Annotated in this window: 19 protein-coding genes and 1 pseudogene; 15 read left to right on the top strand and 5 right to left on the bottom strand. The window is 48.4% G+C overall.

Annotation, left to right across the window (positions count from 1 at the left end):
• Positions 1 to 123 (top strand): annotated as a pseudogene (locus tag ACO6V1_RS17345) (3-deoxy-8-phosphooctulonate synthase); the annotation flags it as partial.
• Between the two features lie 118 nt (positions 124 to 241).
• Positions 242 to 1,015 carry a helix-loop-helix domain-containing protein gene (locus ACO6V1_RS17340; protein ID WP_422467802.1) on the top strand — a complete coding sequence of 258 codons (774 nt, stop codon included), beginning with the start codon at positions 242 to 244 and terminating at the stop codon, positions 1,013 to 1,015.
• Here ACO6V1_RS17340 and ACO6V1_RS17335 read toward each other — a convergent pair.
• Complete coding sequence (locus ACO6V1_RS17335; RefSeq protein WP_422445317.1) at positions 1,012 to 1,314, bottom strand: DUF6506 family protein; 303 nt, start codon at positions 1,312 to 1,314, stop codon at positions 1,012 to 1,014. The genes ACO6V1_RS17340 and ACO6V1_RS17335 overlap by 4 nt on opposite strands.
• 213 nt (positions 1,315 to 1,527) lie before the next feature.
• Here ACO6V1_RS17335 and ACO6V1_RS17330 point away from each other — a divergent pair, with 213 nt between their 5' ends.
• Both ACO6V1_RS17330 and ACO6V1_RS17325 read left to right on the top strand, forming a co-directional pair.
• Entirely contained in the window at positions 1,528 to 1,947 is a 420-nt protein-coding gene (locus tag ACO6V1_RS17330) for a hypothetical protein (protein WP_422467800.1), read from the top strand.
• A 308-nt stretch (positions 1,948 to 2,255) separates the two neighbouring features.
• The gene (locus ACO6V1_RS17325; protein WP_422445313.1) at positions 2,256 to 2,738 is read left to right on the top strand and encodes a hypothetical protein; all 483 of its coding nucleotides are present in this window, start codon (positions 2,256 to 2,258) and stop codon (positions 2,736 to 2,738) included.
• Positions 2,739 to 2,823: 85 nt separating this feature from the next.
• Here ACO6V1_RS17325 and ACO6V1_RS17320 read toward each other — a convergent pair whose 3' ends face one another.
• The gene (locus ACO6V1_RS17320) at positions 2,824 to 4,335 is read right to left on the bottom strand and encodes a hypothetical protein (protein WP_422445311.1); all 1,512 of its coding nucleotides are present in this window, start codon (positions 4,333 to 4,335) and stop codon (positions 2,824 to 2,826) included.
• 256 nt (positions 4,336 to 4,591) lie between these two features.
• On the opposite strand from ACO6V1_RS17320, the gene ACO6V1_RS17315 reads away from it, so the two are divergent.
• Both ACO6V1_RS17315 and eno read left to right on the top strand, forming a co-directional pair.
• Complete coding sequence (locus ACO6V1_RS17315) at positions 4,592 to 4,876, top strand: DUF406 family protein (protein ID WP_422445309.1); 285 nt, start codon at positions 4,592 to 4,594, stop codon at positions 4,874 to 4,876.
• A 272-nt stretch (positions 4,877 to 5,148) separates the two neighbouring features.
• Complete coding sequence (gene eno, locus ACO6V1_RS17310) at positions 5,149 to 6,441, top strand: phosphopyruvate hydratase (protein WP_209275708.1); 1,293 nt, start codon at positions 5,149 to 5,151, stop codon at positions 6,439 to 6,441.
• A 136-nt stretch (positions 6,442 to 6,577) separates the two neighbouring features.
• Here eno and ACO6V1_RS17305 read toward each other — a convergent pair whose 3' ends face one another.
• Positions 6,578 to 8,671 carry a WD40 repeat domain-containing protein gene (locus tag ACO6V1_RS17305; RefSeq protein WP_422467798.1) on the bottom strand — a complete coding sequence of 698 codons (2,094 nt, stop codon included), beginning with the start codon at positions 8,669 to 8,671 and terminating at the stop codon, positions 6,578 to 6,580.
• Between the two features lie 201 nt (positions 8,672 to 8,872).
• Between ACO6V1_RS17305 and ACO6V1_RS17300 the strand changes: the two genes are divergently transcribed.
• The 9 genes from ACO6V1_RS17300 (at position 8,873) to rpoS (ending at position 15,814) form a co-directional block, all read left to right on the top strand.
• Positions 8,873 to 9,145 (top strand): septum formation initiator family protein, encoded by a 273-nt coding sequence (locus tag ACO6V1_RS17300; protein ID WP_422446143.1) that lies wholly within the window; start codon positions 8,873 to 8,875, stop codon positions 9,143 to 9,145.
• A gap of 64 nt (positions 9,146 to 9,209) precedes the next feature.
• Entirely contained in the window at positions 9,210 to 9,944 is a 735-nt protein-coding gene (ispD, locus tag ACO6V1_RS17295; protein ID WP_422445303.1) for a 2-C-methyl-D-erythritol 4-phosphate cytidylyltransferase, read from the top strand.
• Positions 9,944 to 10,423 carry a 2-C-methyl-D-erythritol 2,4-cyclodiphosphate synthase gene (gene ispF / locus ACO6V1_RS17290; RefSeq protein WP_422445301.1) on the top strand — a complete coding sequence of 160 codons (480 nt, stop codon included), beginning with the start codon at positions 9,944 to 9,946 and terminating at the stop codon, positions 10,421 to 10,423. Before ispD ends, ispF begins: the two co-directional genes overlap by 1 nt.
• Before the next feature lie 286 nt (positions 10,424 to 10,709).
• Entirely contained in the window at positions 10,710 to 11,291 is a 582-nt protein-coding gene (gene truD / locus ACO6V1_RS17285; RefSeq protein ID WP_422445299.1) for a tRNA pseudouridine(13) synthase TruD, read from the top strand.
• Between the two features lie 17 nt (positions 11,292 to 11,308).
• On the top strand, positions 11,309 to 12,058 hold the full coding sequence (surE, locus tag ACO6V1_RS17280; RefSeq protein WP_422462806.1) for a 5'/3'-nucleotidase SurE: 750 nt from the start codon (positions 11,309 to 11,311) through the stop codon (positions 12,056 to 12,058).
• A complete protein-coding gene (locus ACO6V1_RS17275; RefSeq protein WP_422445295.1) occupies positions 12,055 to 12,723 on the top strand; it encodes a protein-L-isoaspartate(D-aspartate) O-methyltransferase in 669 nt (222 codons plus the stop codon). The genes surE and ACO6V1_RS17275 overlap by 4 nt, the downstream gene beginning before the upstream one ends.
• A 107-nt stretch (positions 12,724 to 12,830) precedes the next feature.
• Positions 12,831 to 13,760 (top strand): DUF368 domain-containing protein, encoded by a 930-nt coding sequence (locus tag ACO6V1_RS17270; protein ID WP_422462804.1) that lies wholly within the window; start codon positions 12,831 to 12,833, stop codon positions 13,758 to 13,760.
• Positions 13,761 to 14,110: 350 nt separating this feature from the next.
• On the top strand, positions 14,111 to 14,680 hold the full coding sequence (locus tag ACO6V1_RS17265; RefSeq protein WP_422445291.1) for a peptidoglycan DD-metalloendopeptidase family protein: 570 nt from the start codon (positions 14,111 to 14,113) through the stop codon (positions 14,678 to 14,680).
• 102 nt (positions 14,681 to 14,782) lie between these two features.
• Entirely contained in the window at positions 14,783 to 15,814 is a 1,032-nt protein-coding gene (rpoS, locus tag ACO6V1_RS17260) for an RNA polymerase sigma factor RpoS (protein WP_101747077.1), read from the top strand.
• Between the two features lie 65 nt (positions 15,815 to 15,879).
• Here the strand turns inward: rpoS and fdxA are convergent, their stop codons facing one another.
• Together fdxA and mutS are read right to left on the bottom strand one after the other, a co-directional pair.
• On the bottom strand, positions 15,880 to 16,203 hold the full coding sequence (fdxA, locus tag ACO6V1_RS17255; protein ID WP_101747078.1) for a ferredoxin FdxA: 324 nt from the start codon (positions 16,201 to 16,203) through the stop codon (positions 15,880 to 15,882).
• 219 nt (positions 16,204 to 16,422) lie between these two features.
• On the bottom strand, positions 16,423 to 18,084 hold a 1,662-nt coding region (gene mutS, locus ACO6V1_RS17250), incomplete at its 5' end, for a DNA mismatch repair protein MutS (protein WP_422467796.1).

Below are 18,084 nucleotides of genomic sequence, written 5' to 3'. Positions count from 1 at the left end.
CCTGATAATGCCCGCTGTGATGGCCCTTCAGCACTGCGCCTGTCCATGCTTGAGTCCTTCCTGACTCAGATGAAAGCTCTGGATGAGCTGATTAAATCATTTGAAGCACTGGATACTCTCTAAGTTCAGCTGTTTAACTCAGAACCTCCTGCTTTTGTTCAGAAGCGGGAGGTTTTTTTATGAACTAATGTTTTTGAAATTGGTCATATAGTTATAAATAAAATAAATCTGGAGCACATTTATGAACGGGACGGGTAATTTCAATATATTTCCAGGCGATTTTTCTCAACGTCAATATGGCCCTTTGAAATATCTCTTTGATGAGGAGGATCCCGGTTATCAAGAGTCTGCAGGTCCTGATCCTTTATTCAACGGGCGCGCACTTCAGAAAGTAGAAGATAAACCTGTATTACATCCTGAGAGCCAATCAGCACAGTTCAGTTCACTTACTGATAGTCAATTATCCAGTTTCAAAATCGGTACTGTTAATGCAGACCCTGCAAGGCATTGCCCTGAGAAATTTAATGAAATTGCAGTTTCTCTTGCAACAACTCCTGAAAATACAGACAAATCTCAAAGCGGGCCATTGAACGGCTGCCTGGCGGGTACTGATAAGATGCCCCGGGAACAGGCAGCGATAAAGCCACTTCCTGCTATCGAAAGCAGAACCGAAAATATCAGTCAAATCAACCAGCCGCCAGTTGATGATACGGAATCATTATCCAAGAATAGAAGACTGGCACACCAGACAGGAGTCAGTGAGAAACGACTCGAGCATAATGCCCGAGAACGGAAACGTACGGCAATAATGAGGGTTGCAATGGATGATTTAAAAGAACGGCTCTGTGGAACTTATTTCTCCGAAGGGATTCGTAAGAAGAAATTAAAGAATGTTGATGTGTTGCGTGGAGCCATTGGTTATATCAGAATGCTGAATGATATTCTGGCAAAGGGTTCGTCGGAGCAATCTCATTTCATTCCGCGTAGCGGAGATAAAGGCTTTTCAAATGGCTAAATGCCCATCAGTTCAATCAGGGGCTTTCTACTTTCAGGTCCATAAAATACTGCCCCAACAGGTACCCTGTTTTCGGTTTCTTCCTTTACCAGTGCAATAATTTCAGCGCTGGCTAACCCACCACTAAGTTCAATCATCTGTACACCGTTTTTCTCAACCAGTTCTCTGGCGATATCTGCGGCGGTTTCCCTGTGGTTCATATCAACGGATACACAATAAAAGTGGGCTTTTTCAGTAACATTCTCCTGGATGGATGAGGACTGTAGGCCGGGCATGGCATAGATAAATGCAAACTTCATGTTGACTCCTTTTAATTCTGTGTCAGGCAGGCTGGATTTATTGAAAAGTTAAAAATGAATTCTGGCAGAGGATGAAGGAAGTGCAAGAAAGAATGTCAATAAAAAAAATGAACGAAATACTATCTGATAGTGTCCAAAAAAACGACAATCGAGGATATTAACATGACGCTATGCTGTGCAACTAATAAGACTGGACCAGTGCTACCACGTAATATGGATGCAACTACTCAATCACCTGATAATTCAACCCGGCGAAATGGCAAACATCTTTTGCAGACCACGCTCACGCATGCAGCTCGTGCATTAGTTTTTGGATCGTATACTACCCTGGTAAACCAATTCGTTGTTTCAAAACTGAATCAACCTCGCGATGATTTTTTGGCCTATCATTGTTTCAATAATTTGACCCGTGCTGAGAGAATCGAGTACATAGATCTAACTCCGTATGCTCCGGTTCATTTGTCACAGGTGGCCGTTGCCTCAACAGCTTTTTTTCTTGCCACCGGTGGCTTGTGCACATTGTATGAGGGATGCAAATCTATTTATGACCGGGCATGCACCTGTTTTTCAGGGCCTGATGTCGCAACAAATCAACCCGCAGGAGACTATCCAGAAGTCTATGATGAAGTCTAAGTCTCTTCCCCTGTCTGAATTCCTGACCAGATAGCAGCCATAATGCTATACAGGTGTTATGGTTTTCGGATGACTCTGGTCATCTCTTATCCGGGATGACCATTCACCATTCCAGCGCTTTCCCATTCCATTTGCCCGTGGCAGGAAAAAAGCCCGCAGCTAACCTGAAAAGCCAAACCGGGAAAATTTCCACCGACATCAAAATATGAATCATTGATAGTAAAAATAATTAGAAAAAAGTTGATTAGAATTGAACGAAATACCTTCTGATATTGTCTGAGAAATGACAACCAGTAAGGATATTAAGAATGACTTTAACAATTGGTACTGCCGGTATTAACGCTGGATCATCGATGCCTGGCAATCCCGAACTCCAGGCTGCGACTAATCCACCTGATAATTCAACCCAGCGAGAACGCAATGATATTTTTTCATCAACGTTCTTTCACGCCTTATTTTCAATTGGAGTTGGGACGTGTACTACCTATGTAAAAAATCGGGTCGTTTCACCACTGAATGATCCTGGTAAAGTCTTTTTGAGGGAGCATTGTTTTAATAATATGACCCTTTTTGATGAGTACGGAGAACTAACTCCGTTTACCCCGCTCTTTTTGACAGAGATAGCAGTAACGTCGACAGCCTTTTTTGTTGCCAGCGGTGGCTTGTGCAAGGCGTATAACGGATGTAAATCAATCTATGACCGGCTATGCCATACTCCGGCATATGAACGGCTACGCCATATTCCGGCACATGATGCCATCGCAATGCAACCTGAACCTGAAGAAGTCTAGGATTTTTCATTTGTGAGGTGAAGCGGTTCTATTTACGGAACTGCTTCCCAAATCACCATGGCGCAGTCTTTTTTTGGTTTAATCGCTATTTATCAACAGATTTGATCAATTTTTTGGGGGAATCGCTGGGTAGTAAGTATTGTGGAAATTCAGTGGCAGTATCCTTAGGGGGGGCGAAATCAATCCCTTCCTTTTTATGCTTAAGCCTCCTTTGATTTAGCATATTGACTGTTTCAGCTTGTCTTTGGGACAAGGGAACCTTCTCTGGCTTGTCAAAGTGTATTTTCAGATTTTTAGCATCACGCTGACTGGCCTCCATCGCGATTTTTTGTTGTTTGACGTGTTCTAGTGCTGAATCTATATCCGGGTGTTCCAACCGTGGCCCTCTGAGGCTAACTAATTTCTCCTCCTGCTGGCGCATTCTCCTCTTGACCGCTTCAATGACGTCAGTTCCTTCTTTATCAGTGACGGCGCTGATACCCTGATTGCAACAAAAATATTTTACCTGTTCTATGCTTTTCGGATGCATATACGTTGGCATCGTGATTCTTAATGATTCCATTCTCAATTTATTTTCTTTGATTTTATTTTCTTCAATTTTATTTTCTTCAATTTTATTTTCTTCAATTTTATTTTCTTTAATTTTATTTTCTTCAATTTTATTGTCTTTACCGCCTTTATCGTCTTTTATTTTGTTTGTTCCCATGACCTTTGGGCTAAGACGCTTTTTTAATTCCTCCTTGAAAAATTTATAGTGAGGAGCATACTCATTTTTTGTCTCTGTGAGATACGAATCCAGCTGATATTGGGTGACCGGAAGCTTGATGTTGGTTTCTACATTGATATAAAAAAGAGTCAATAACTGTTCCAGACCATTGATCGTTACCTGGGCGATAATAGCACCGGTTCCTGCCTGATAAAACACTTTGTCAACGGTGACTTTACCCGAAATGCCAAGCTGATTGGCAAGTTCACTGCCCTTAATGATGTCAATAGTATGAATATCCAGTTGATCCTCATCGTTAGCAATGTAAATCATACTGTCAGTTTCAAAGCAGTGCCGACTCATGGGAGGGATTATGCTATCAGGGCCATTAACAGGCGTCGTTTCTTCGAAAAATTGATCATCTGCATCGCTATCATCCGCAATAGCCACACATAATGAATCCTTGACATTTAGTGATGCGGACGCCTGATCAGTGGATTTGCCCGGGGAGGCATTCTCATTAAACCAGAATGAAAAGTATCGTCGCGGATCATCTTCATCATCATCGGGAATACGCCAATCTAGTTGGTCAGAATCTTCTGTTGATGGGGGATTCGCTGTCGTGGTTTTATCGGGATGAGTATCCTTTTCAGAAGGGAGAGATACCAGGAGATAATCACCAACTCTACGAACTGATATATTGTATGAAGAGATTTTTTCTGGTTGAGGGCTGCTTTCTTGAGAAGACCAAGCTTGAGAAGACAAAGTTAAGTTTGAAAATAAAGCCTTGGCGACAGTAACCGGGCTTTTCAGAAGACTGGCAAAATTACAGTTATCTTGAAGATAGCCAGTGTATTTTGAACCCACTAAATTTGATACTGTGTTAGACATTGGTTGCTCTATAATAACTTTCGTTTATAAATAAGAATTTTTTAATTTGATTCGGTTTTTCCTGTTTTTACGTCCAGCCCTTTTCACAGGATCTGGTTCTTACATTATTTGACCAGTAATTTGGAATATGGTTCCATTTTATTTCCGATTTTTCTTATTCACTCATTTTTCAAGGCCATTGTGCTATCTTATGGTTGATTTTTTCAGAAAATGATTCCTTGCATATCATCATCTGCCATTCAACAGGAGGCCTGATATGGACAATACCACCGCTGAACTGGAAGTTGATGCAGATCACTGTTTAGAGATTGGCCAGGTGATTGCACCCGGGGATACTCACCTCGAAATGACCATAAAGGGGGATACTGAGCAACAGGCAAACGACCAGATGGCAACGATGGAAGCCCTGGCCAACCGTATTTCTGACCACTGTCAGGTAAAGAAAACGGTGAATCTCCATCAGGGCAGTGCCACCATTGATGCCATGTTTGATTTTGACTGCACAGCAGAAAAACTGATTTTTGAATTGTATCTCAGGTAGTAATTTTACTTATCATTGTTAGGGCTGTTTGATGATTATTTGACCATTGATGCCTGGTTTAAACGATGGTTAACAGGCGATTAACAGTCGTTAACAGTAACGATCAGAAATCCACGAAGCTCAATGTTGGCGCGGTGTCCAGCGAAATTGTAAGGCTTTGACACAGGATTTTCCGGTGGTATAGTTGCCGCTCCCGTAACAATGCCACCGCTCTTTTACGGTATTGCTTACCTCTCACTTGAAATTTCCGAATTCTTCACCCGGAGTATCTCATGACCGCTATCAAGGAAATCAAGGCTCGCGAAGTCCTCGATTCTCGTGGTAATCCCACTGTTGAAGCTGACGTCATTCTTGAGTCTGGTGCCTTTGGTACTGCCTGTGCTCCCAGCGGCGCTTCCACGGGTTCCCGCGAAGCTCTGGAGCTGCGTGATGGTGACAAGTCCCGCTACCTGGGCAAGGGCGTTCTGCAAGCCGTTGCCAATGTTAACGGTCCTATCCGTGAAGCACTGCTTGGTTTTGATGCCAATGACCAGCGTGGCCTGGATCAGAAGATGATCGATCTGGACGGCACTGACAACAAAGCCAAGCTGGGTGCTAACGCCATCCTGGCGGTGTCTCTGGCTGCTGCCAAAGCCGCTGCCGTTGATAAAGGCATGCCTCTGTACGCGCACATTGCTGAGCTGAACGGTACTGCTGGCCAGTTCACCATGCCAGTGCCAATGATGAACATCCTGAACGGTGGTGAGCACGCTGACAACAACGTTGATATTCAGGAATTCATGATCCAGCCGGTTGGTGCCAAAAACTTTGCTGAAGCGCTGCGCATGGGTGCTGAAGTATTCCACGCTCTGAAGAAAGTTCTCTCCGACAAGGGCCTGAACACTGCCGTGGGTGACGAAGGTGGTTTTGCGCCAAACCTGGCTTCCAATGCAGACGCTCTGGCGGTCATCAAAGAAGCTGTTGCTGCGGCCGGTTACACTCTGGGCACCGACATCACTCTGGCTATGGACTGTGCAGCTTCCGAGTTCTACGAAGATGGCAAGTACAACCTGAAAGGCGAAGGCAAAGTCTTCACTTCCAATGAGTTCTCTGACTACCTGAAAGGTCTGACCGAAGAATACCCGATTATCTCCATTGAAGATGGTCTGGATGAATCTGACTGGGACGGCTTCAAGTACCAGACTGAGCTGCTGGGCGACAAGATCCAGATCGTTGGTGACGACCTGTTTGTAACCAACACCAGGATCCTGAAAGAAGGTATCGATAAGGGCATCGCCAACTCTATCCTGATCAAGTTCAACCAGATCGGCTCTCTGAGCGAAACTCTGGATGCGATCAAGATGGCCAAAGATGCTGGCTACACTGCCGTTATCTCTCACCGTTCCGGTGAAACCGAAGACGCCACCATCGCTGACCTGGCGGTAGGTACCTGTGCTGGCCAGATCAAGACCGGTTCCCTGTGCCGTTCTGACCGTGTAGCCAAGTACAACCAGCTGATCCGTATCGAAGAGCAGCTGGAAGGCAAAGCGCCTTACCGTGGTATTGCTGAATTCAAGCGTGCGTGATTAGCAGTCGCTGCTGATGGCAAGGGGAGGCTTTAAGCCTCCCTTTTTTGTTTGCCCGGCGAAGCGAGCAAACCCGTCAGGCTGAAAGAAGCCTGAGCCGCCCCGACCGGCGGAAAGTCAATCCGTCGATCACCCTTTACCTGTGAACTTTTGGAGCAGACTTTCGGGTCTTTTTTCTAGGGGGAGGCATCAGTTCATTTAAAGAGCACTGGGGATGTGGCGCTAAATCTTCCTTATAAAGGTGCCAGACCTGCACCAGTTGACCGTCGTTACTGATAGCCATTAAATGTCCTCCGTTGGCACTGAATGTTACCAGGTCAAGCTTGTAATGTTGGTGCAGCGTCGATTTGTGTATCCAGTTGCCATCTGCCGTAAGGCCATAGATTATGATGGCGTCATCATTTCTGGCTTCGATGACAATATGGGAGCCATCGTGGTTAAATTTGGCCGAGTAAACCCCGCCTGCTGTCGTAAAATTGAGGCTGGTTATCCAGTTGCCACCGGCCGTACAAGTGTGGATTCTGGCGTTGCATACAGGCAGGGATATGGGTGAGTAATTGCGGGAAAATGTCAGAATATGGCGGCCGTCAGCGCTGAACGTGGCTGAGGTAATATACATATCATCATGGACGATAATCTGTTGTTTTGACCAGCGCCTGGCGTTTGCGTCATACCGGTAGATTTTTGCTGTATGATCGCTACTGGCCGTGACTAGATAGTGGCTATCGGGGCTAAATCTAGTAGAAGAAATCCGTCGTTTATGCTTAATCGTGGTTTTATGCTGCCAGTTGTCGTGGGTATCAAAGCTCAGGATTCTGGCAGTATAATCGAAGCTCTCCGTTACTGCATGACGACTGTCAGGACTGAATGAAGTGTCGGTGATTTCCAGGGAGTGGTTAATACAGGTTTTTTTTACCCAATGGTTATCGGTGTTGCTGAAAATCGTTGCGGTACGATCTGGTTGGTTATTCTTGTCGCTAATGGTGATGATATGTTTGCCATCAGGGCTGAATTCAGCGGCAGTGACCTTACCATTATGGTCCAGGGTAGTCAGCTCCAGCCAGTTGCCGTTGCTGTCACGGGCATGGATTTTCGCTGTGTGATCGACACTGGTGGTGACTATCAAGCGGCTGTCAGGGCTGAATGTTGTTGAAAGAATCCTCCCTTTATGTCCCATTGTTGTTGTTACTATCCAGCGGCCAGCCTGGTTCATTGTGCATATTATGGCTCTGCGACCACTCCTGGCCATCACTGCATGGCGGCTGTCGGGGCTGAAAGTCGCCGAGCTGATAAATCGATCAGAAATGATGATGAGTTTTTCTGTCCAGCTGCCGTCGGCATTACAGCTGGTGATTTTTGCGGTTGAAGCCGTGTAGCTCAATATATGCCGGTTATCAGTGCTGAAGGTGATCCGCCGCACTCTGTCTTCATGGGCAATGGCTATCTCTGCGGGCCTTGCGGTGATTTCCGTCCTGCCATAATCCGAACCACAGCGCGCGTAACTGTTGGTCGCCAGAAAGCGTCCATCGCTGCTGAGTTTGGCTGATGCAGCCGTAAAGGGGATGCAGTCAATGGATATTGCCAATTCCGGCTGGAAAGTACGACAGTTAACCATCAACTGGTTCACTGTGTAAAACAGGATTTGCGGGAAATATTTCCCTTTTTGTGGTTCCCGTGGCGGTATGTCATTGTCTGTCACTTCCCCGGCTGAATGGCCGCAAATAGTGCTGATCAGCGTTTCATTGCCGGTGAATTGCCTCAGCCAGGCTTCCAGTTCATGGTTGCTGATGTTTTTGGCAATCTGGATGAATTGCTGCTGCTGTCGTGGCTCGAGCTGTTTAAACCAGATCCTGGCGGGCAGATGATCTGCACGGATGATAGCCAGCAAAGACGAACAGGTCTGTGCCATGGCCTTGATGTCGCGGTCCCCTAAAAAACCCAGTATGTGCCTTATGGGTTGCTCTGGAAGATCCAGCAATAGCAACGGCCCCGGGTTGGTAACGGCGGTGATTCGGTTGCTGGTTCTGTGTTCCACGGGCGGGATAGTGGTGGCAGCCGGAGGGGGATAGCTGTTGGTACTGCCAATGGGGTTTCCAGTCGGCATATTCCGAACTCCCGGGTCTTTGGCCTGCGGGTGATGGGTAGCCAGTACCAGATTGAACTCAACAGCAACCCGGGTGTAGAACGCTGTCTTTCGTTCATAAATACCCGGGATAGTAAGAGCGATCATTTGAGTTGCTTATTTTGATGTCTGGCTTTTTCTAATGACCTTCATTAATGTGAAACAGTTCAAAGATCCGGTCATATGTTAAACCACGGGTACTCCTGTTAAACTTCACCGTTAAGTCTCTATTACTGCCCCGGCTTTTTGCATCCTGTTTCTGGTGTTGCCCCTGCTGCTGGATAGTGACGGTTTAAAGCGGAACTGATGATGAAAAAACTGGCAATAGCCCTGTTGACACTGCTGCTGGTTTACCTGCAAACCAGGCTCTGGATTGGTGAAGGCAGTGTGGCTGAAATGTTGACACAACAAGATAACCTTGAGCGGTTCAGACTGGAAAATGAACGTTTGTACCAGCGTAATCGTCTGCTGGCCAAAGAGGTTGTGGAGCTGCAGCAGGGGATGGAAACGGTTGAAGAGAGAGCCCGTCAGGAGCTGGGTATGATCCGCAGTGATGAAACGTTCTTTTTGACTTACGATTAAATCCTGTATTGGTCAGGAGCCGTTTCTGAGCGGGCTTCTGGATGTTCAAATTAAGGGTGTCAGAGTGAGTAGCGTAGAAACCATGAATACGGTTCGTTACTGGGCGGTTGTTCCGGCAGCGGGCGTTGGCCGCCGAATGAATATCGATATTCCCAAACAGTACCTTGAAATCAAGGGTAAGCCTCTGATGGTGCATACTCTGGAGCGGTTGCTGGATTTTCCCAGGCTGGAAAAGATCGTGGTGGTGCTTGATCATAATGATGAGTATCACCAATCCATTGAATTACTCCGCAACCCGGGAATTCTCCTGGCCCAGGGGGGGGATGAGCGTTACCACTCGGTACTTAATGGTTTGAAAGTGCTATTGGATATTGGTTCCCCTGATGACTGGGTACTGGTTCATGATGTGGCCCGCCCCTGCATTCGTCGTTCTGATATGGAGTGGCTGGTGAACCAGCTCCATGACCACCCTGTAGGCGGTCTGCTGGGTTGCCCGGTTACCGATACCATCAAGCGGGCCGGGGGCAATGATGTTGTGTCTGAAACGGTAGACCGTCAGGGGCTCTGGCATGCCATGACACCGCAGATGTTCCGTCTGGGCATGCTGCATGACGCCATGGCAAAAGCGATAGCGGATAAGATGCCGGTAACGGATGAGGCCAGTGCCATTGAATACGCTGGCAAGCAGCCCGTGATGGTGGAAGGACATGCCGATAATATTAAGGTGACCCGGGGAACTGATCTGGCTCTGGCCACTCTATATATAGAACAGCAGTCGAAACTTATTGAGGTCACTTGATGCGTATTGGTCATGGTTTTGATGTTCACCGCTTTGGTGAAGGTGATTATATTGTTCTGGGTGGGGTAAAAATCCCTCACACCCATGGGCTGGTGGCGCATTCTGATGGCGATGTGCTGCTTCATGCACTTTGCGACGCACTTCTGGGAGCGGCAGGTCTGGGTGATATTGGCAAGCATTTTCCGGACACTGATGAACGCTATGCTGGCATTGATAGTCGCAAGTTACTGCGTCATGTTATTGCTCTGCTTGAGCAGCACAACCTGGTTCCCGTCAATATGGACAGTACCATCATTGCCCAGTCGCCTAAAATGGTACCGCACATTGATCAGATGCGGCAGAATATCAGCGAAGACATGGGGATTGACCCATCTCTGGTGAATGTCAAAGCGACCACCACTGAAAAGCTGGGCTATACCGGTAGAAAAGAGGGTATTGCAGTTCACGCCGTTGTTCTGTTGACCGATTTGGGATCGTGATCCATAGGGTGGAGTCTTCTGGGAGGCTGTCCGAGAATAGCGCCCGTAGCGAGGATGGCAGAAAATTGAGGATAAAAAGTCGGAAATTTTTAGTGAATAGTGGTTCTATTGACTAAAAATTTCCGACTTTTTAGACCAATTTGCTGCCACCGCAGTAGGGCAGTCTATTCTCGGACAGCCTCCTGGGAGGCCCGCCACCCATGGTTATTTTTCGGTATTTCCTTTCAAAAACTGCGTCAAACGCGGTATTGTTTATTGTTAATTTTTGCTTTGTTGAGTGCGCATCATGGATGCAGATGTACCGATGCCTGCCGATTACTCCGTTGATTGGTATTACGCCTTTGGTGGTCCTTTAGGCAGCTGTCTTTTCAAATCCTGTCATGAAGATTTTCTGGTTGATGAGCTACTGCCTTTTGAGCCCGAAGGTGAAGGTGAGCACCTTTTCCTGCTGATTGAAAAAAAAGGGGAGAATACCGACTGGGTCGCAGGGCTTCTGGCGAGACATGCAGGGGTCAGAAGACAGTCGGTAAGTTATGCCGGGAGAAAGGATCGCCATGGAATTACACGTCAATGGTTTTGTGTTTCCCTGCCTGGTATGGCTGATCCCGACTGGAGTGGACTGGAGAGTGACACCATACGGATCCTTCGACAGGCCCGCCACCGGAAAAAACTGAAAACCGGAGCCCTGAAGGCAAATGATTTCTGCATCACATTGCGGAATGTAGATGCTGATCCTGCGCTGGTTAATGCCCGGTTAGAGCAGATATCTCGTGCAGGGGTGCCCAATTACTTCGGTGAACAGCGCTTTGGTCATGAGGGGCGTAATATTGACAAGGCCGTCGATGGGCTTAAGAAAAGTTTGGATTAATTCAGGATTGAGGGACTATGACCATATTGCTATCCAATGATGATGGCGTTACCGCCAGGGGATTGGCCCTTTCGTTTGCCACCATGAAATCACACGGTCAGTGCTGGGTAGTGGCTCCGGATAATGACTGTTCTGGCAAGGGCCATTCCCTCACTCTGGACCGGCCACTGTGCATGAAAGAACACGACAATGGGTTCTTCAGTGTGAACGGAACACCGGCAGATTGTGTCAATCTCGCTGCCAGTGGGCTGTTTGGCCGCCTTCCGGAACGCGTAGTTTCCGGTATTAACAGTTGCGCAAACCTGGGCGATGATGTGCTCTACTCGGGGACTGTGGCTGCGGCTATGGAAGGACGCATGCTGGCAAAAACTGCAATCGCTGTTTCATCCTGTGGTCAAGAGGATCACCACCTGGAAGTGAGCGCCAGAGTGTTGCACGATTTGATGTTGCGCCTTGATGATCAGGTTCTGCCAGAAGGCACGATACTCAATGTCAATGTCCCGGCCTGTGACTATGAAGAGATCCGTGGGATGAAAATTACCCGGCTCGGCCATCGTCACCCGTCAAAGCCTCCGGTAAAAATAACCGATCCCCGCGGCAATACGGTGTGGTGGATCGGTGGTGTTGGTAAGCCCCTGGTTGCTGAGGAAGGGACTGATTTTCATGCGGTGGCTTCTGGCTATGTATCCATTACCCCATTGCAATACGATAAGACCGGCCATGCAACGTTATCACTGATGGAGGATTGGCTTGGAGCCTGTGTATGAGGGATCTTGAAATTGATGGTATCGGTATGACATCACGCCGGACCAGAGAGCGGCTGATCCAGCGTCTGATGGATCAGGGTATTCAGTCCGGCAAGGTTCTGGATGCCATTCGCACCATTCCCCGTCATCTTTTTCTTGATGAGGCGCTGGCACATCGTGCTTATGAAGACACAGCTCTGCCGATTGGTCATAATCAGACGCTGTCCCAGCCTTATATTGTGGCCAAAATGACGGAAGTGCTGTTGGCCCGGGGTGAACTGAACAAGGTGCTGGAAATTGGCACCGGATCCGGTTATCAGACGGCTGTGCTTGCTTCGCTGGTGGCCAGGGTCTGCTCCGTGGAGCGCATCAGGCCATTGCAGGAGAAGGCACAGCAGAGGCTCTCCAGGCTCTCTCTGAAGAATGTTCGTCTTCGTCATACCGATGGTGGTATGGGCTGGCCGGAAGAAAGTCCATTTGATGGGATTATCGTCACGGCGGCACCGGGAGAAATTCCTGCAGCGTTATTGAGCCAGCTGTCTCCGGAAGGTGGCAGGCTGGTCATTCCGGTTGGAGGAAACAACTTTCAGGATCTTGTGTTAGTGACCAGAAACGGTGATGAGTATCAGCGCAAGGTGTTGGAAGCTGTCCGGTTTGTACCGTTGCTGGCGGGTGTTATACGCTAATACGTTATTAAAAAGACGTTGCTTTCTTGAACGTACCCACACAAAAAAGCAGTCAGTCAGGGATGACTGATGGCATTTTACTTAACTTCTGTTCCAAAGGTCAGAACATGTCGAATCATTCTTCGTACTTTGCCCTCATCGCCAGGGGAATGGCTATGGGGGCCGCCGATGTTGTGCCGGGCGTATCCGGTGGAACCATCGCATTTATTACTGGCATTTATGACCGGCTGCTGAATGCCTTGAAAAGTGTTAACCCATCGTTACTGAAGGTACTTGGTGAGGAAGGGGTTGCCGGTGTGTGGCAGAGAATAGACGGCACATTTCTGGTGTGTGTGTTTGGTGGTGTGCTGACCAGTATTCTGTCCTTTGCCCATGTGATTACCTGGTTCCTTGCGACGTATCCGGAGATGCTCTGGGCATTCTTTTTTGGTCTGATTCTGGTGTCCGGATTGCAGATGATTCGTCAGGTTGATCAGTGGAATGTGACGACTGTCATCACCCTGATCGCTGGTATTGTGATTGCTTATGCTGTGGGTGTATTAACCCCGACCAGTCTTGAACCAGAGCCGGTGACGCTGTTTTTTGCCGGTAGCATTGCTATCTGCGCGATGATTCTGCCCGGTATTTCCGGTAGCTTTATGTTACTGATGATGGGGCTGTATGGTCCGGTCATTGATGCTGTGAAGAGTTTGAATTTCAGTGTACTGACCGTTTTTGGCCTGGGCTGTATCGGTGGTTTGCTCAGCTTTTCCCATGTGTTGTCATGGCTGCTAAAAAAGCACCGCGATCTGGCGATTTCACTACTGACCGGCCTGATGCTTGGAGCTCTGGGCAAAGTCTGGCCATGGAAGGAGACACTGGAAACACGGGTTAACAGTTCCGGGGAGCTGGTCCCGCTGATTCAGGCGAATGTGTCGCCGATGAATTATCAGGGAATTACCGGGCAGCCTGCTTATCTGGTTGAATCTATTGGGCTGATGATTTTTGCCATTGCTTTGGTGGCGATGATTGAGCGGGTGGGTAGTAAAAATCACTAAACCAGCGCACCAATATAGGTGAAAATACTGATATTGGTATAATATTTCAAACCATAAGTTACGGTTTATATTCTTTTATTGAATAAATGATTTTTGTGGGCAGCCAGGGTAATGGAGTTGATAAAGTGTTGGATTTCATGAAAATCACTCTGATTAATTTGAGTGATTGCTCAAAAAAAATACTTTTTCTAACAGCCTGCCTGCTAATCGCAAGTTGCAGCCATGATCCGGCCAGGGTTACGGTCACTGACCTGAGATCACCACCGAAGGTGACTTCAGGTCAGCATGTTGTCCAAAGAGGAGAAACCCTTTATTCAATAGCCTGGCTCTATAGCAGAGACTTCAGAGAGTTGGCCCGAAAGAATAGCATTCGAAGTCCTTATACTATCTATCCGGGGCAGAAAATAAACTTATCTATCCGCCGGTCCGTGGTTGCTGCTCCGTCGGTGACTCCAGTCAGGCAGCCAAAGAAAACCGTTGCCAAAAGCAGCGCTCCGGTCAAAAAATATACAGCAAAGAGTTCGACGCCAAAAAGTACCGCTTCCGGCAGCAGTGGCTGGCAATGGCCTGCGAACGGAAAAATTATTTCCGCCTATTCGCTCAAAATGCCCGTTAACAAGGGGATTGATATTGGCGGCAAATTAGGAGAGCCTGTAAAGGCAGCAGCCAGTGGTGAGGTAGTGTACGCAGGAAGCGACCTGTCCGGCTATGGCAGGCTGATCATTTTGAAACATAATAGTAGCTATCTGAGCGCATATGCGCACAACAGGGATCTATTGGTGAATGAGGGAGACTCAGTTAAAGCGGGCCAGAAGATAGCCGAAATAGGTTCTACAGGAACGACGGAGCCTAAGCTGCACTTCGAAATTCGGCGTGATGGTAAACCGGTCGACCCGATGGGGTACCTTCCAGGGCGCTGATAGCGAAGGTCAGTGGCTGTTGTAGTAGAGGGATCTCACGGGTGTCGGCGCAACTTCGGGTTGCCCGGCATAGAGTGGGACTTTCGGATAGGACTAACTCTTATGGCATCGAAGAGGGATGACGCAGAGCTAAGCAGTTATGCTGACGATGTAATCCAGGGACAGGATGAATTGAGCCCGGACGAAAATGCCGGTGACCTCATTGAAGTGGTTGACGAGAACGATGATATCGATAAGCCGCGGCCTGCGGCTGTGTCTCCGGTGAGTACCGGTCGTCGAAAAGAAGACGATGGATTTTACAAATCCATCGATGCAACCCAGCTGTACCTGAATGAGATTGGCTTTTCACCTCTCCTCACCCCCGAGGAAGAGGTTCACTACGCCCGCCTTGCCCGAAAAGGGGTAGAAGCGGGCAGACGCCGGATGATTGAAAGTAATCTCCGGCTGGTTGTTAAAATCTCCAGGCGCTATGTCAACCGTGGACTGACACTGCTTGATCTGATTGAAGAGGGTAACCTCGGACTGATTCGTGCGGTTGAGAAATTTGATCCGGAACGTGGATTCCGTTTTTCAACCTACGCGACCTGGTGGATACGACAGACGATTGAGCGGGCGATCATGAATCAGACCCGCACCATACGTCTGCCCATTCATGTGGTTAAAGAACTGAACGTCTATCTCAGGGCTGCCAGGGAGTTAACCCAGAAGCTGGATCATGATCCCAGCCCGGAAGAAATTGCCGAGTTGCTGGATAAGCCGGTGGCTGATGTGAAACGGATGCTCGGTCTTAATGAGCGAGTGACATCGGTTGATACACCACTGGGACCTGACTCTGATAAATCCATTCTGGATACGATCTCTGATGAAAAAGGTGCCGACCCGGCCGAATTGCTACAGGATCTGGATCTCAATGACAGTCTTGACCGCTGGTTAGGTGAGTTATCAGAAAAACAGCGAGAGGTGGTTGCCCGCCGGTTTGGTCTCAGGGGGTATGAAACCAGTACGCTTGAGGAAGTCGGTAAGGAGATTGGCCTGACCCGTGAACGGGTAAGACAGATTCAGGTAGAGGCTTTAAAACGGCTTCGATCTATTCTTGAAAAGCAGGGGTTGTCAGGAGAGTCCCTGTTTAACTGATGGCCTGACATTCTCTGTTAATAAAAAAGCCATGGGTAACCCCCATGGCTTTTTTACTATTGAACTCAGCGTTCCAGCTGGTCCAGCTTGCCCTTCACGCCATCCCACTCTGCTGCATCAGGGAGAGGGTCTTTCTTCTCAGTAATGTTATCCCAGACATCTGCGAGCACGGCGTTCAGTTCGATGAACTCCTGCTGATCATCGGGAACCTCATCTTCGGAGAAAATAGCGTTTGCCGGACACTCTGGCTCACAAAGAGCGCAGTCAATACATTCATCCGGGTGAATAACCAGGAAGTTTGGTCCTTCATAGAAGCAGTCCACAGGACAGACTTCCACGCAATCGGTGTATTTGCACTTGATGCAGTTTTCACCCACTACGAAAGCCATGGTGGTTAAACTCCATTTGATCTGACTAAAAAAAAGTACTGCCCGGTTTTGCTGTTATATTCGTGATTCACGAAAGCATGTCATAATGTGACATTCAGGTTCTCTTAACAGAACCTGAGGCAATACAAAAATATCGGGCAAGTCTACCAGAGTTGTAAACCCGCTGGATAGCCGTGATGAACATAAACTTATACCGGTCAGGGTATAAGCACCATTAAATCATTTTCCCAGCCCCTTGAGCGTATAAAGAAGCTCCAGAGCCTGGCGGGGTGTCAGGTTATCCACGTCTGTTTTATCCAGGGCTTCAACCGCCGGGTGTGGCTCAGGGCTGGCAAAAAGATCAGCCTGAGGTGTGAAAGTAGCCTTTCCCAATGGTTTTGCAACAGGTTGTGGAGCGGGTTCCTGCTGCTCCAGCATGGCCAGTTTCTGCCGTGCCTGGTTAATGACATGTCGGGGTACACCGGCCAGTTGTGCCACCTGCAGGCCATAGCTCTGGCTGGCAGGACCTTCCTGAACCGCATGAAGAAAGACAATGCTATCGTCATGTTCGGTCGCATTGAGATGTACGTTCACTACCGTATTGCACTCTTCGGGCAGCTGGGTCAACTCAAAGTAGTGGGTGGCAAACAGGGTGAATGCCCGTACTGAATCCGCCAGATATTGAGCGCAGGCCCAGGCCAGGGATAGCCCATCGAAGGTGCTGGTTCCTCGGCCGATTTCATCCATCAGCACCAGACTCTGCTCGGTGGCGTTATGCAGAATATTGGCGGTTTCCGTCATTTCCACCATAAAGGTTGAACGACCACCGGCCAGGTCATCCGAAGAGCCGATGCGGGTGAAAATCCGATCCACCAGACCAATACGCGCACGGGATGCCGGTACAAAGCTGCCAATATGAGCCAGCAGCACAATCAACGCCGTCTGTCGCATATAGGTGGATTTACCGCCCATATTGGGACCGGTGATAATCAGCATACGACGCTGAACATTGAAGGTGACATTGTTTGCCACAAACGGTTCGTCCAAAACCTGCTCAACAACCGGATGGCGGCCTTCAACAATATCAATACCGGGGCTCTGCAGGATTTCAGGACGGCAGAAGTTCAGTGTCTCAGCGCGTTCAGCCAGGTTGCTGAGCGCATCCAGCTCTGACAGGGCCATGGAGCACTCCTGGAGCGGTCCCAGCTCTGCCACCAGTTTGTCCAGAAGTTCATCGTACAGTGCTTTTTCCCGGGCCAGGGCACGGCTTTTGCTGGACAGCGCCTTGTCTTCAAACTCTTTCAGCTCCGGGGTAATAAAGCGTTCAGTGTTTTTCAGGGTCTGGCGGCGAATGTAGTCTACCGGGGCGTTTTCGGATTCACGGCGACTCAACTCGATATAGTAACCATGTACCCGGTTGTAACCGACTTTAAGGCTGGGCAGACCCGTACGCTCACGCTCCCGTAATTCCATTTGAACCAGATAGTCACCCGCATTCTCACTGATGGAACGAAGCTCATCCAGCTCGGCGTCATAACCTTCGCCGATCACCCCGCCATCACGGATCACCACAGGTGGGTTCTCAATGATGGCCCGGGTCAATAATGCTTCGAGTACAGGGTGTTCACTGATGCTTTTTGCCAGTTGATGTACTGTCTGGCTATCAATCGTCGCCAGCTGCTGCTGCAGTTCTGGCAGTTGCTGCAGGGCATCCCTTAACCGTGCCAGATCCCGTGGTCGGGCAGATTTCAGGGCAACCCTGGCAAGAATACGTTCAATGTCGCCAATATGTTTGAGAATGGGGTAAAGGGACTCAAAATGGCAGCCATCTTTCAGGGCGGTGATTGCTGACTGGCGGGCCTGCAGTTTGTCAATATTGCGCAGTGGCCGGTTGATCCATCG

The sequence above is a fragment of the Endozoicomonas sp. ALC013 genome, from assembly GCF_049310205.1.
GTDB lineage: Bacteria > Pseudomonadota > Gammaproteobacteria > Pseudomonadales > Endozoicomonadaceae > Endozoicomonas.
This window is presented reverse-complemented; position numbering and strand designations above follow the sequence as displayed.